Annotated in this window: 16 protein-coding genes; 7 read left to right on the forward strand and 9 right to left on the reverse strand. The window is 69.6% G+C overall.

The window, feature by feature from the left end:
• Positions 1–19: 19 nt before the first annotated feature.
• Together ACQE3C_RS01580 and ACQE3C_RS01585 are read left to right on the forward strand one after the other, a co-directional pair.
• Positions 20–667: a potassium channel family protein gene (locus tag ACQE3C_RS01580; protein ID WP_434537569.1), complete on the forward strand. Its 648-nt coding sequence runs from the start codon at positions 20–22 to the stop codon at positions 665–667.
• Between the two features lie 9 nt (positions 668–676).
• On the forward strand, positions 677–1,393 hold the full coding sequence (locus tag ACQE3C_RS01585) for a potassium channel family protein (RefSeq protein ID WP_434537439.1): 717 nt from the start codon (positions 677–679) through the stop codon (positions 1,391–1,393).
• 12 nt (positions 1,394–1,405) lie between these two features.
• On the opposite strand, the gene ACQE3C_RS01590 is transcribed toward ACQE3C_RS01585, so the two are convergent.
• From ACQE3C_RS01590 to ACQE3C_RS01605, 4 genes are all read right to left on the reverse strand, one after another.
• Positions 1,406–1,792 carry an OB-fold nucleic acid binding domain-containing protein gene (locus ACQE3C_RS01590; RefSeq protein WP_434537440.1) on the reverse strand — a complete coding sequence of 129 codons (387 nt, stop codon included), beginning with the start codon at positions 1,790–1,792 and terminating at the stop codon, positions 1,406–1,408.
• Between the two features lie 10 nt (positions 1,793–1,802).
• A complete protein-coding gene (locus tag ACQE3C_RS01595) occupies positions 1,803–2,552 on the reverse strand; it encodes a DUF3710 domain-containing protein (RefSeq protein WP_434537570.1) in 750 nt (249 codons plus the stop codon).
• A 110-nt stretch (positions 2,553–2,662) separates the two neighbouring features.
• A complete protein-coding gene (gene dut, locus ACQE3C_RS01600; protein WP_434537441.1) occupies positions 2,663–3,118 on the reverse strand; it encodes a dUTP diphosphatase in 456 nt (151 codons plus the stop codon).
• Positions 3,111–3,599: a DUF3093 domain-containing protein gene (locus tag ACQE3C_RS01605; RefSeq protein WP_434537442.1), complete on the reverse strand. Its 489-nt coding sequence runs from the start codon at positions 3,597–3,599 to the stop codon at positions 3,111–3,113. The genes dut and ACQE3C_RS01605 overlap by 8 nt, the downstream gene beginning before the upstream one ends.
• Before the next feature lie 49 nt (positions 3,600–3,648).
• Between ACQE3C_RS01605 and ACQE3C_RS01610 the strand changes: the two genes are divergently transcribed.
• Positions 3,649–3,936, forward strand: a complete 288-nt coding sequence (locus ACQE3C_RS01610; RefSeq protein ID WP_434537443.1) for a DUF4235 domain-containing protein — start codon at positions 3,649–3,651, stop codon at positions 3,934–3,936.
• 31 nt (positions 3,937–3,967) lie between these two features.
• On the opposite strand, the gene ACQE3C_RS01615 is transcribed toward ACQE3C_RS01610, so the two are convergent.
• Positions 3,968–4,264 (reverse strand): DUF4193 domain-containing protein, encoded by a 297-nt coding sequence (locus tag ACQE3C_RS01615; protein ID WP_434537444.1) that lies wholly within the window; start codon positions 4,262–4,264, stop codon positions 3,968–3,970.
• 253 nt (positions 4,265–4,517) lie between these two features.
• Here ACQE3C_RS01615 and ACQE3C_RS01620 point away from each other — a divergent pair, with 253 nt between their 5' ends.
• Together ACQE3C_RS01620 and sepH are read left to right on the forward strand one after the other, a co-directional pair.
• Positions 4,518–4,730 carry a DUF6458 family protein gene (locus ACQE3C_RS01620; RefSeq protein WP_434537445.1) on the forward strand — a complete coding sequence of 71 codons (213 nt, stop codon included), beginning with the start codon at positions 4,518–4,520 and terminating at the stop codon, positions 4,728–4,730.
• A 77-nt stretch (positions 4,731–4,807) separates the two neighbouring features.
• Positions 4,808–5,881 carry a septation protein SepH gene (gene sepH, locus ACQE3C_RS01625; protein WP_434537446.1) on the forward strand — a complete coding sequence of 358 codons (1,074 nt, stop codon included), beginning with the start codon at positions 4,808–4,810 and terminating at the stop codon, positions 5,879–5,881.
• A 27-nt stretch (positions 5,882–5,908) separates the two neighbouring features.
• Here the strand turns inward: sepH and ACQE3C_RS01630 are convergent, their stop codons facing one another.
• The 4 genes from ACQE3C_RS01630 to ACQE3C_RS01645 are packed head-to-tail and all read right to left on the reverse strand — an operon-like array spanning position 5,909 to position 9,163.
• Complete coding sequence (locus ACQE3C_RS01630) at positions 5,909–6,745, reverse strand: sulfurtransferase (protein WP_434537447.1); 837 nt, start codon at positions 6,743–6,745, stop codon at positions 5,909–5,911.
• Positions 6,742–7,440 (reverse strand): thymidine kinase, encoded by a 699-nt coding sequence (locus tag ACQE3C_RS01635; protein WP_434537448.1) that lies wholly within the window; start codon positions 7,438–7,440, stop codon positions 6,742–6,744. The genes ACQE3C_RS01630 and ACQE3C_RS01635 overlap by 4 nt, the downstream gene beginning before the upstream one ends.
• Positions 7,437–8,579: an alkaline phosphatase family protein gene (locus ACQE3C_RS01640; protein WP_434537449.1), complete on the reverse strand. Its 1,143-nt coding sequence runs from the start codon at positions 8,577–8,579 to the stop codon at positions 7,437–7,439. The genes ACQE3C_RS01635 and ACQE3C_RS01640 overlap by 4 nt, the downstream gene beginning before the upstream one ends.
• A complete protein-coding gene (locus ACQE3C_RS01645) occupies positions 8,579–9,163 on the reverse strand; it encodes a DUF5998 family protein (RefSeq protein ID WP_434537450.1) in 585 nt (194 codons plus the stop codon). The genes ACQE3C_RS01640 and ACQE3C_RS01645 overlap by 1 nt, the downstream gene beginning before the upstream one ends.
• 260 nt (positions 9,164–9,423) lie before the next feature.
• Between ACQE3C_RS01645 and ACQE3C_RS01650 the strand changes: the two genes are divergently transcribed.
• Together ACQE3C_RS01650 and ACQE3C_RS01655 are read left to right on the forward strand one after the other, a co-directional pair.
• Positions 9,424–10,302 carry an App1 family protein gene (locus ACQE3C_RS01650; RefSeq protein WP_434537571.1) on the forward strand — a complete coding sequence of 293 codons (879 nt, stop codon included), beginning with the start codon at positions 9,424–9,426 and terminating at the stop codon, positions 10,300–10,302.
• 97 nt (positions 10,303–10,399) lie between these two features.
• Complete coding sequence (locus tag ACQE3C_RS01655) at positions 10,400–12,949, forward strand: DNA gyrase/topoisomerase IV subunit A (protein WP_434537451.1); 2,550 nt, start codon at positions 10,400–10,402, stop codon at positions 12,947–12,949.
• The last annotated feature ends 2 nt before the right edge of the window (positions 12,950–12,951 follow it).

Here is a 12,951-nt window from a genome sequence, read left to right on the forward strand (position 1 = left end):
GGGCGTGCACATCGTGATCATGGGCTGCGGACGAGTCGGCTCGAGCCTGGCCAAGTCGTTGGAACGGCGCAACCACTCGGTGGCCGTGGTCGACCAGGACGTGAACGCCTTTCGTCGGCTGGGCCCGGAGTTCAAGGGCATCACCGTCAAGGGCGTCGGTTTCGACCGCGACGTGCTGGTGCGTGCCGGCATCCGCGAGGCCGACGGTTTCGCGGCGGTCTCCAGCGGCGACAACTCCAACATCCTGGCGGCCAGGGTCGTCCGGGAGGAGTTCGGCCTGACCAATGTGATCGCCCGCATCTACGACCAGGGCCGTGCCGAGGTCTACGAGCGCCTCGGCATCCGCACTGTCGCCACGGTGCGCTGGGCCGCCACCCAGGTGCTGCGCGGGCTGCTGCCGGAGGGCACCGAGCCGGTGTGGAGTGACCCGGCCGGCAACGTCCGACTGGTGCAGGTCAAGACCCATGAGGACTGGATCGGCCACAAGGTGCACGACATGCAGGCGGCGGCGGGCACCCCGATCCCGTTCGTGCTGCGCTTCGGCCGCGGCCTGGTGCCCAACCGGGCCACCATCCTGCAGGACGGTGACCTGGTCTACGCCGCCGTGGAGACCGAATCACTCAGTACCGTCGAGTCCGTGCTGGCCGCCGCGCCGGCGCGTCGCTGAGGAGTCAGGATGCGTGTTGCCATCGTCGGGGCCGGGAATGTGGGCCGCTCGATCGCCAAGGAACTGCTGCAGAACGGGCACCACATCCTGCTGATCGAACGTGACCCCAATGCCGTCAAGCCCGAATCGGTGCCCAATGCCGACTGGCTGCTGGCCGATGCCTGCGAACTGGACTCCCTGGAGGAGGCCCAGTTGGAGACCTTCGACGTGTCCATCGCCGCCACCGGTGACGACAAGGCCAACCTGGTCCATTCCCTGCTGGCCAAGACCGAGTTCGGTGTGCCCCGCACCGTCAGCCGGGTGAACCACCCCGGCAATGAGTGGATGTTCGACGAGCAGTGGGGCGTCGACGTGGCCGTCTCGACCCCACGGATGATGAGTGCCCTGGTCGAGGAGGCCGTCACCGTCGGTGAACTGGTGCGGCTGTTCACCTTCCGGGAGGGTTCGGCCAACCTGGTCGAGCTGACCATTCCCGAGCAGAGCCCAGTCGTCGGGATGCCGCTGCGCGAATTGCACCTGCCCGGGGACGCGGTGCTGGTGGCCGTGATCCGCGACGGGGTCGGCATGGCCCCCCAGCGCGACGGGGTGATGGAGCCGCTCGACGAGGCCCTGTTCGTGGTCTCCCCCGAGTTCGAGCAGGTGCTGGCCGATCAGCTGGTCCAGCGGGCCCGCCCCGAGCCCGGTGCGCCGGCCCAGTCCCACGAGGACCGTGAAACCTGGCTGTGAGCCGGGCCGGGCTCAGGCGACGAGCTCGTAGTGCGGGTTGTAGATCACCATCCGGCGACCCCGGCTGACCAGCCGCCCGGTGACCCGCAGCATGCGCCCGGCATCAATCCCCGGGATGCTGCGCCGTCCCATCCAGATTAGGGTGACCACCCCGGTGCCGTCCTCGAGGTTTGCCTCGAACCATGACCGCGCGCCGCGGGGGCTGAGGGTGACGCTGCCGATGCGCCCATGCAGGGTGACGAGCTGGCGCACCCGGCACTCCGAGAGCGCCTCGCAGCCCGACTGGCGGGCGAGTTCGGCCAGTTGGTCGTTCTCATACTCATTGTGGGACGAGGTGAGCCGGCGCACGGCCCGCCCCCACATCCCCACCGGTGGGCGCGTGGTCTCCGAGGTGCCCATGGCCGTCAGCTCACTCGGTGGCCGGTTCTGCCTGCGGCGCGATGCCGTCGGGCAGGGTCATCGGGATGAGGTCACCGGGGACCATGGGGTCACTGCCCCGGCGGACCACGACGTTGCAGAAGAACTCGAACAGCAGTTCACCGGCGTCCTCGAAGCCCTCGGTCAGGGCAGCCTCACCCATCAACACACCGCGCAGCAGCCACCGCGGGCCCTGGGCGAACCAGGTACGCGAGACGTGGTAGGCCTGCTCACCGTCCTCACCCTGTACCGGGATGACGCGGCGGATCTCGGGGCCGAAGGGGCCGTCGCTGATCTCCACCTCACCGCCGGCGGCGACGGTCTGGGTGGTCATGTCCTCGGTGATCTCCTTGACCATGGAGGTGCGGGCGGGGGCCGCGAACAGCGCCACCTCGAGTGCTGACTGTTCGTACATCACCAGCGCCGACTGCACCTGGTTGGTGGACTGGTCGACCTGCAGCTGGATCTGCATGTTCTCGAACGGGGTGAGGATCACGCTGCCGAAGTCGAGGCGCTCGATGTCGTCGGCGTCCAGGTCGACCTCGTCGAGGTCGAAGGGGCCGTCCTCGCGCAGGTCGTGGTCGGCGAGATCCTCCTCGTCGTCCTCGTCCTCTTCGTCGTCGTCCTCAGCAGAGTCGTCGTCATCGTCGTCCGACTCGTCGGCTTCAGGGTCCTCGTCGTCCTCGTCCGAGTCGTCGTCGGAGTCCTCGTCGTCGGGGTCGACCTCGTCCTCGTCGAGCAGGTCGTTCTCGTCGAGGATGTCCTCTTCGGCGAGCTTGCGCTTCTTCTTGCGACCAAAGATCACGGGTGAGGCCTTTCGACAGGTAAGGGGAACGGAGTGCCTCGGTGAGTCTACCAACCGGCCACGCCACCGGAGGAGCCGTGGCCGCCCGATCCGCGGGCGGTCTCGTCGAGGCGCTCAACCACCCGGAAGTCGGCCCGGGCAACGGGTTGGATGACCAGTTGGGCGACCCGGTCACCGCGCTGCAGGGTGATCGCGGTGTGCCGGTCGAGGTTGACCAGGTTGACCATGATCTCGCCGCGGTAACCGGCGTCGATCACGCCCGGGGCGTTGACCATGCCCAGCCCGTGGCGGGCGGCCAGCCCCGAGCGGGGGTGGACGAAACCGGCGTAGCCCTCCGGGATGGCAAGCGCCACCCCGGTGGGGACAAGCCGGCGTTCCCCGGGTTGCAGGGTGACGTCCTCGCGGGCGTGCAGGTCCGCGCCGGCGTCACCGGGGTGCGCGTAGCCGGGCACGGGCAGGTCGGGATCGAGCAGGTGCACCTCGAGCGGCAGCGGCTCAGTCATGGACCACCTGCTCTGCGTTGCAGCGGCGGGTGATGGCGGCGGCCAGGTGCCGGGGGTCACGGCTGGAGAGCAGCCAGTGGCGATACGGGTCGGCCGGGTCGGCCAGGTCGACGCGGACGTAGCGGGTCAGGTAGGGGCGCACCAGCATCCAGCTGCCACCGCCGGCGGCCACCGCGAGGGCCTCACGGGACTGCGCGACGTCCAGGGCCGTGGCGCCGCTGAGGTAGCGCCACTCGATGGACGCTCCCCCGGCCTCCAGCCCGGCGTCGGTGGTGCGCACCCGGGGTCGTCCGTAGCTGACCAGGAACATTGTGACCAGGCCGAAGGACACCACCAGGGTGCTCAGCGCCCAGGCATCATCGAGGATTGCCCAGACAGCCACCACGAAGGTCAGGGCCAGGAACAGCAGTACCACCCACCACATCACCGGGACGGTCAGTCGTTCATCGTGGTGTGGTGCCTCGGGCGGGGTGGAGCTCATGGGGACCAATCTACTGCCCGCATCGTCCGGCTCGCCCTAGGATGGGCCCATGGACCTTTCGGAGAAGCTGATTCAGAAGGTGTACGGGATCGCGCTGGGCGCCGTGGTGACCATCGTCACCCAGAAGGTGCTCAAGACGGCCTGGAAGCTGGCCACCGGCAACGAGCCGCCGCAGCCGGGCGACCCGGAGGTCCCCACGGCCGAGGCGTTCATCTGGGCACTGTCCTCGGGTGTCGGCATGGGCGCAGCCCAGCTGGCCACCACCCGCCACGTTGCCCGTCGGGCGATGCGCATGGGTCACGACATCGACGGCCTGCCCACCGTCGTCAAGGTCTGAGGCTGCCTGCCCTGCCCGGCCGCCGGCCAGCTCAGTAGCAGTCGACGCAGTAGATCTTGTCGCCCTTGACCTCGGCGATCTGGCTCTTGTGCTTCACCAGGAAGCAGGACGCACAGGTGAACTCGTCGGCCTGGCGCGGCAGCACCCGCACGGTGAGTTCCTCGTGGGACAGGTCGGCACCCGGCAGCTCGAACGACTCGGCGGCCTCCACCTCGTCCTGGTCGACATCACCCGACTTGGCGTCGTTGCGCCGGTTCTTGAGTTCCTCGATCGAGTCCTCCTGAGACTCGTCGTCGGTCTTGCGGGGCGCGTCGTAGTCGGTCGCCATGTCTTCCTCTCCACACCTGCGTGATGGCCTGCTGCTCGCGGCCATGTCGCGGTCATATCTATCACACGTGTCAAGTGGCCCCACCAGCAGTCCCACCTCGGGCCCACCTCGGGCCGCCGGGCGGGGTCGGGCAGCCAGCGCCCGAACCTGAACGTTTGCCCTGCATTGGCGCGGCTGGGCGGGTTCGGCGGGCCGGACACGACACCATGGTGGCCGTCCGACCGGACAGCACCACAAAACAAGGAGGCACCACATGTGGATCGGAATGGGCGTCGTGCTCATCGTCATCGGCGCAGTTCTCAACTGGGCACTGCAGGTCGACGTGCCCGGCGTCACCGACGGCATCCTGGGCTGGATCCTGATCGTGGCCGGCGTGGCCGCCATCATCTTCTCGTTCATCGCCCAGGCCCAGCGCAACCGCGTGCACAGCACCCACGAGACCCGGCACATCAGCACCGGGGAGTGACCCCGGCCTCGACCCCGCGTTGATGCTTCACCGCGCGGGGACTGCACGGCGTCACGACCACTTGATAGGTTGACGCGATGGCGGGCCCATACCCGCCGGAACAGCCCACTCAGGAGACTCGGATGGACAGTGCACTCAGCCCACGTGAGATCCAGGCCCGCATCCGCGGCGGGGAATCACTTGCGGCCGTCGCCGAGGCCGCCGGGGTCCCCGAGGACCAGATCGAGCCCTTCGCGGCCCCCGTGGTCGCCGAGCGGGAACACGTGCTCGGGCAGGCCCTGGCCTGCCCGGTGCGTCGCAAGGGCGAGTCGTCATCGGCGCGCGCCCTGCGGCACGTGGTCGCCGAGGGCCTGCGCACCGCAGGGCTGGACGAGGCCGACCTCACCTGGGACGCCTGGCGTGACCCCGAGCGCCACTGGGTGGTCGTGGCCACCCATGGCACGGATGACTCGGCCCGTACGGCACATTTCCGTTTCGACCTGCGCGGCCGGTTCAGCATCGCCCGCGACGACTGGGCCCGTGAACTGATCGGCGAACCCTCCCCCACAGCCGCCCCGGTCCCGGTCCGCACACCCAACCCGGACGACGAACCCACCGTCGGGCTGGAGGGTCGCTCAGAGACCATCGGCCAGGACACCGCAGCACCCGGCCCGGAGTTCCCGGCCCGGCCCATCCCGCAGCCGATCGAGCAGGTCCAGGTCGACGAGGACCCCGGCTTGAGCCTCGAGGCAGCCCAGGACGACCTGGTCGGCCACGCCTCCCAGCTCGACGTGCTCTACGACATGCTGAGCAGCTTCGACGAGGACTCGGTCAACGTCTATGCCGACCTGTCGCGCCCGGTCGTCGACGACGACCTGGACTACGACCTGCTCAACCAGGTCACCGACGACGAGCAGGAACCCGACGAGCCGGCCCCCGCGAAGCCGGCCGGGATCCCCGATTCGGTCAACCCGGCGGAACTGGAACTCGAGGACACCAACCCCGTCGAGACCGGGCAACCCGAGAAGCCGCTGACCGAACCCGAGCAGGATCCCCTGGTCGACGTCGACGAGCCGCCCGCCCCGAAGCCGAAGCCCCGCTCACGCAAGTCACGCGCCAGCATCCCGAGCTGGGACGAAATCGTCTTCGGCGGCCCGAAGCCCCAGGACTGAGCCCGGCGGCTGCCGTGCCTCGGCCGGTCACTCGCCGATGGCGACCTCACGATCGGGGTCGCTGATCCAGTCCGACCAGCTGCCCGGGTAGAGCCGCAGCCCAATGACCCCGGCCTGCTCGGCGGCCAGGATGACCTTCGCCGCGGTGATGCCCGAGCCGCAGCTGACCACGTCGCCGGCCGACAGCCCGCTCAGTTCCTGCGCCAGTTCCTCGACGCTACGAAGCCCTTGGGGTGCTTCGAGCCGGTCGGCGGGCAGGTTCACGGCCCCCGGGATGTGGCCCGCCACCGGGTCGACCGGCTCCTCCTCACCGCGGAAGCGGGTGGCTGAGCGCACGTCAACCAGCTGGTGGCCGTCTGCCAGGGCAGCGACCACCCCGGCGGCGTCAACCTGCTCACGATGCCCGAGGCCGCTGATGGTGATGTCGCCGGAGTCCACCTCGGGCACGTCGGTGGCCACTGGGTAACCGGCGGCCTGCCAGGCCCGCATGCCACCGGCGAGCACCTGGACCGCCTCGAGGCCGGCGTCGGTGAGCACCCACCAGGCCCGCGCGGCACCCATCATGGTGCCCTGGTCGACCAGGACGATGGCCTCACCCTCGTTCACGCCCGCTGCTCGCAGGCCCGCCTGCAGCACCTCGCCAGTGGGCAGCGGGTGGCGCCCGCCAGCACCACCGGGGCCGGGGTGGGCGGCGAAGACCGCTTCGAGGTCGACGAAGACCGCACCCGGGATGTGCGCCGTTCGGTAGGCGGACTCCCCTCGTCCGGGGTGGCCCAGGTAGTAGCTGACGTCGAGCACCCGTGCCGGTGACCCGGCGGCGAGCAGGTCGTCCAGGGTGACGGGGCTGATCACGGGCTGGTTCATCGGGTCTCCTCCTCGAAGGGCAGCACTTCGGGCGACAGGGTCGCGCGGGACAGTTCCTTGGTAACCCGGCGGCGGTGGTGCTTGCGGCACAACACCTCGTAGTGCACCTCGCTGGCGCCACCGTCGGTGTCACCGACGACCACCTGCGAACCCTCGGTGATCATCACGCCGTCGACCACGCGCGCATTGTGGGTGGCCCGGGCACCGCACCAGCACAGCGGCTGCACCTGCAGCATCTCCAGCCGGTCGGCCAGTTCCACCAGTCGGCGTGAGCCCGGGAACAGTTCGGTGCGGAAGTCGGCCATGATGCCGAAGGCGAACACGTCAACGCCGAGTTCGTCGACGAGCCGGGCCAACTGGTCGATCTGGGCGGCGGTGTAGAACTGGGCCTCGTCGCAGACCATGAAGTCGAGCTTGGTGCCGGTGCTGAGCCGGTCCACCACGTGGGCCCAGAAGTCGAACTCCTCGCTGACCTCGACCGCGGGGCTGCTGAGCCCGATCCGTGAGGTGATCACCGACTCCCCCGACCGGTCCTGGCTGGTGAACAGTGCCCCGCGGCGCCCGTGCGCGGCCTGGGTGTGGGCCATCTGCAGCGCCAGGGTCGACTTGCCGCAGTCCATCGGGCCGGAGAAGAACACCAGTTCCCCCGGGGCGTGGTCGCCATCCCAGGGCAGGTCCAACGGTTCAGCGCTCACCATTCATCCTCGTAGGTACCGTCGTCGACCAACAGCGGGACGAGCATCTCCGCGGGGGTCAGGGACCCATGCATGCCGACCAGGGCGAGTTCCCCGGGCAGGTCCAGGCTCATCACCGCCCAGTCCTCGCGCATGGCGACCACCACGTCCCCGATCCGGCTGGCGACCCCCTCGGTCGGGGTGCCGCCGAACCAGCCGTCGGCCAGGGCCTGCTCGCGGGTCCGCACCCAGGCGCGGTCGCCGAGGAACTCGGCCCAGCGCCCGGCCACCGCGTCCGGGTCGGTGGTGTACAGCTGCCGGAAGCGGCCCTCGCCGCCGACCTGGTCGACGCCCTGGCCCAGCACCGGGTGGTCCTCGAGGATGATCTTGCGTTCCTCGGGCACGTCGACCATGCCATGGTCGCCGGTGACCAGCAGGACGACGTCGTCGTCGAGTTCCTCACGAAGCCGTTCGAGCAGGCCGTCGACCCGGATCAGTTCCGCGCGCCAGTCGGGGTCGTCGACGCCGTGGGCGTGACCTGTGTGGTCCAACATCCGTTCGTAGACGTAGACCAGGCTGCGATCGCCGGCCCGGGAGGCCTCGACGGTACGGGTGACCACGTCGTCCTCATCGTCCTCACTGACCAGGCCGCTGACCACCTGGCCGCGCAGCGCTGAGCGGGTCAGGCCACTGCCGTCGAAACGCACCGGCACCACGGCGTGGCTGCTGACCCCGGCCAGGGAGAGCCGTTCGAACCAGGTGTCGTGGGGCTGCAACTGCTCGGCCTCGGTGGGGGTGTTCCAGGCCAGCGAGTTGAACACCTGCTCGGTGAACGGGTCACGGAACGAGTAGCCGACGATGCCGTGCTCGGCCGGCACCAGGCCGGTGCCCAACGACGTCAGCGACGTCGCCGTGGTCGAGGGAACAGTCGCGGTCAGCCGGATCGCGTCGGCGAAGAGGCTGGCGCAGTAGGGCGCCATCGCCAGCGAGCGTTGCAGCACCTCCAGGCCCAGGCCGTCGACCAGCACGAGGACGTAGCGCCGGCTCGCGGGCAGGTCCAGCGTCGCCGGGGCGTCGGCCACTCCCAAGTGGGCGGCCAGGCTGGGCAGCAGGTCGGCCAGGGTCGAGGCGCCCCAGGCCGGCAGCAGCGGCTCGTCCATCAACGGGCCGCCTCGGCGACGGACCGCTGCAGGGTCGACCCGAAAGCGATCAGCTCACGCACCGAGGTCTCCCCATCGGCGGCCGGGCTCATGCGCACGGTCAGGTCGTCGGCGACCGCCGAGCCGGACATGCCGTGGTCGGCGTCGCAGGTCGGGTCACCACAGTGGGCTGGTTCCAGCTCGATGCGGCGCAGGGTTCCCCAGCCGATGCTCAGCCAGGTCTCGACGATCGCCCCGGCGTCCTTCTGCGGTTCGGCCACCACCCGGGTGACGGTGACCGAGTTGATCTTGGACAGGGCCACCGACTCGGTGGAGGTGATCGCCTGCACGCTGTGGGTCGGGTTGTCGGTCGACTCGTCGGTGTGCCCGACGATGAGCCGGGTGGGGGTGACCAGCATCACCGAGAGGTGGCGGTGCACCTCTTCACCGGTGAAGGTGGGTTCGTGGTGCACCAGGAAGCCCCGCAGGTCCTCACCGGCCAAGGCCAGCGCGATCGATTCCGAGACGAGGTCGGGGAAGAAGCCGCATGCGACGATGCTGTTCCGCAGCGGTTCGGGAAGCTGTCCGATGATGGGTGCCTGCACCCGCCCATCCTCCCACAACAGCCCTGATCACTCGACGCTCCCGAACGCTGCCAGTCGCTAGGCTGGCCCCCATGACGAATCGTCCCTTCGTGGGTGCTCGACTCGATGAGAGCTTCAGCCGTTGGTTGGGCGGGCGCATGCGCCGCCGCGGCTGGGTGGAGTCGGTGGTGCCCTACGCCGGTTACGGCTCGTCGGACCAGCTGCGGATCCTGGGGCGGGTGATCCTGGCGCCGGCGACCCCCCGCTCGGACCTGATGCGGGTGGCTGATGACTTCCTGCGCCGACGCGGCTGGCGCAATTTCGCCGCCATCCCGCTGCCCCGGGCCACGGTGCGGGTCAGCATCGGCGGCGACACCATCGAGGTGGAGGCCGACCGCGGTGGCTACATCGACGTCCGGGTGAAGAACGCGGGCCTGGGGGCCGGTTGGCACGAGGTCACCCTGCAGTCGGCCGAGTCGCGTCCCGCCCAGGCGCCGGTGCAGGTGGTGGCCGACGACCAGACCTTCGGGTTGATCAGTGACATTGACGACACGGTGATCTCCACCTGGCTGCCGCGCATGCTGATCGCGGCCTGGAACTCGTTCGTGGTCACCGAGCAGGCCCGCCAGTCGGTGCCGGGCATGGCCAGGATGTACCAGCAGGTGCTGGCCGAGCACCCGGGGGCGCCGACCATCTACGTCTCGACCGGGGCCTGGAACACCTACCCGTTCCTGCGCCGGTTCCTGAAGCGGCACGGCTACCCCCAGGGGACGATGCTGCTGACCGACTGGGGCCCCACGAACACCGGCTGGTTCCGCAGTGGGCCCGACCACAAGCGCCGCTCGCTGCACGAGCTGGCCCGTGACCTGCCGCAGGTGCGCTGGCTGCTGATCGGTGACGACGGCCAGCATGACCCGATGCTGTACCGCGAGTTCGCCGACCTGCAGCCCGACCACGTGCGGGCGATCGCGATCCGGCAGCTGACGATGGCCCAGCAGGTGCTGGCGCACGGCACCACCACCGTCCTGGGTGACCCCAACCACGTCCACTGGACCCCGCACACCGTCCCGGAGGTGCGTGGCCCCGACGGGGACGCGCTGGCCCCCAAGGTCAAGGCGATGCTCGGTGGACAGGCGCTGGACGAGCGACCGGCGAGCTGAACGGCGCGCCGATTTCGCGCGGCCTCGTCCGGTTTGGGAGACTGTGCCGTTGACCGCGCAGTCAAGCTGAACCTCACAGAAGGAGCCGGGCCGGCAGATGGCGAGTGAGCAGAACGGGAACGGGACCGACGAAGAGGTCGAACGCATCATCGACGTCGATGTCACCGCCGAGATGGAGGCCAGCTTCCTGGAGTACGCCTACTCGGTGATCTACTCCCGCGCCCTGCCCGACGCCCGTGACGGCCTCAAGCCGGTGCAGCGGCGCATCCTCTACTCGATGGACCAGATGGGCATCCGCCCCGACCGGGGGCACGTGAAGTGCGCACGCGTGGTCGGCCAGGTGATGGGTGTGCTGCACCCCCACGGTGACACCGCGATCTATGACGCGCTGGTGCGCACCGCGCAGCCGTGGTCGATGCGGTTGCCGTTGGTCGACGGCCACGGCAACTTCGGCTCGCTCGATGCCGGGCCGGCCGCGATGCGTTACACCGAGTGCCGCATGGCTGAGCCGGCGGTGGCGATGACCGCGGGGCTCGACGAGGACACCGTCGACTTCAAACCCAACTACGACGGCCGCGAGGTCGAGCCGTCGGTGCTGCCGGCCGCATTCCCGAACCTGCTGGTCAACGGGGCCACCGGTATCGCGGTGGGCATGGCCACCAACATCGCCCCGCACAACCTGGTCGAGGTGGTCCAGGCCTGCCGCCACCTGCTGAAGCACCCCGACGCTGACCTGGCTGCGATCACCCGGTTCATCCCCGGGCCCGACCTGCCCACCGGCGGCAAGATCATCGGCCTGGATGGCATCCAGGACGCCTATGCCACCGGGCGTGGCTCGTTCAAGATCCGCGCCACCACCCGCATCGAGCAGGTGCAGCCGCGCCGCAAGGGCATCGTGGTCACCGAACTGCCGTACACGATCGGCCCCGAGAAGATCATCGAGCAGATCAAGGCGCTGGTGCAGGCCAAGAAGGTCACCGGCATCGCCGACGTGAAGGACCTCACCGACCTGGCCCAGGGCACCCGGCTGGTGATCGAGGTCAAGAACGGCATCAACCCCGATGCGCTCCTGCAGCAGTTGCTCAAGCTGACCAAGCTCGAGGATTCCTTCTCGATCAACTCGGTCGCCCTGGTCGAGGGCCAGCCCCGCACGATGGGGCTGATCGAGATGCTGCAGGTCTACCTCGACCACCGCCTCGAGGTCACCGAGCGGCGCACCCGCTTCCGCCTGGGCAAGGCGAATGCCCGGCTGCACCTGGTCGAGGGCCTGCTGCTGGCCATCGTCGACATCGACGACGTGATCGCCATCGTGCGCACCAGTGATGATGCCGCCGAGGCCCGGGCCCGGTTGATCGAGGCGTTCGACCTGACCGAGACCCAGGCCAACCACATCCTTGACATGCAGTTGCGCCAGTTGACCCGGCTGTCGTCGATCCGACTCGAAGCCGAACGTGACGAGTTGCTCAACACCATCGCCGAACTGAACAAGATCCTGGACGACGAGTCGGTCCTGAGGGACCTGGTCGCTGACGAACTCGCCGAGGTCGCGAAGAAGTTCGGTACCCCGCGCCGCACGGTGCTGCTGGAAAGCAGTGGGGTGGCGGCGAGCACCGCCGCACCGGCCGACCTGGAGATCCCGGACGGGCCCAGCTGGGTGCTGCTCAGTTCGGCGGGGCTGCTGGCGCGGGTCGACACCCACGAGGCCCTGCCGAGCACGGGGCCGCGAGCCTCGCACGACGTGGTCACCGCGGCGATCCGCAGCACGACTCGCGGCCAGTTCGGGGTGCTGACCAACCAGGGCCGGCTGCTGAAGATGAGCACCATCGACCTGCCGACAGTGCCGCTGACCGCGCATGCCGGTTCACTCAAGGGCGGGTCGCGCGCCAAGGAGTTGTTCGCCTTCAACAAGGACGAACGGGTGGTCGGGCTGACCTCGCTGGGTGAGTCCGCCGCCGGCCTGGCGCTGGGCACCGCCCAGGGGGTCGTGAAGCGGGTCAACCCCGAATTCCTGGCCAGCAAGGACGACTGGGACGTGATCAGGCTCGAACCGCGCGACGAGGTCATCGGCGCCGTGGAGCTGGTCGACGAGTCGGTGGAGCTGGCGTTCATCACCTCCGATGCCCAACTGCTGCACTTCCCCGCCGAGGTCGTCCGCCCCCAGGGACGCAGCGGCGGTGGTGTGGCCGGCATCCGGCTGGCTGCCGGTGCCTCGGCGATCTGGTTCGGGCCGGCCGGTGAGGGCGATGTCGTGGTCACCGTGTCGGGCTCGTCGGGCGCGTTGGCGGGCACCCAGGCCGGCCAGGTCAAGGTGGCGCCGTTCAGTGAGTACCCCGGCAAGGGCCGCGGCACCGGTGGGGTGCGCTGCCACAAGTTCCTGAAGGGTGAGGACGTGCTGCTGCTCGGCTGGGTCGGCGCGCAGCCGGCCGTGGCGGCGGCGGCCTCCGGCTCCCCGATCGACCTGCCCCCGGCCACCGGCAAGCGCGACGGCTCAGGCACACCGTCCCCGATGCCGATTGCCGCCGTCTCGACCCGCAGCATCGCCGCCGTGGCGCACCCCGGTGCTTCCGATGCGCCGGGCGCCGAGTCGGACGACGGTGGTGACCCGCATGACGGTGACGCCACTGCTGATCAGGACACCCTGCTGTGACG

This window comes from Aestuariimicrobium sp. Y1814 (genome assembly GCF_050113895.1).
GTDB lineage: Bacteria > Actinomycetota > Actinomycetes > Propionibacteriales > Propionibacteriaceae > Aestuariimicrobium.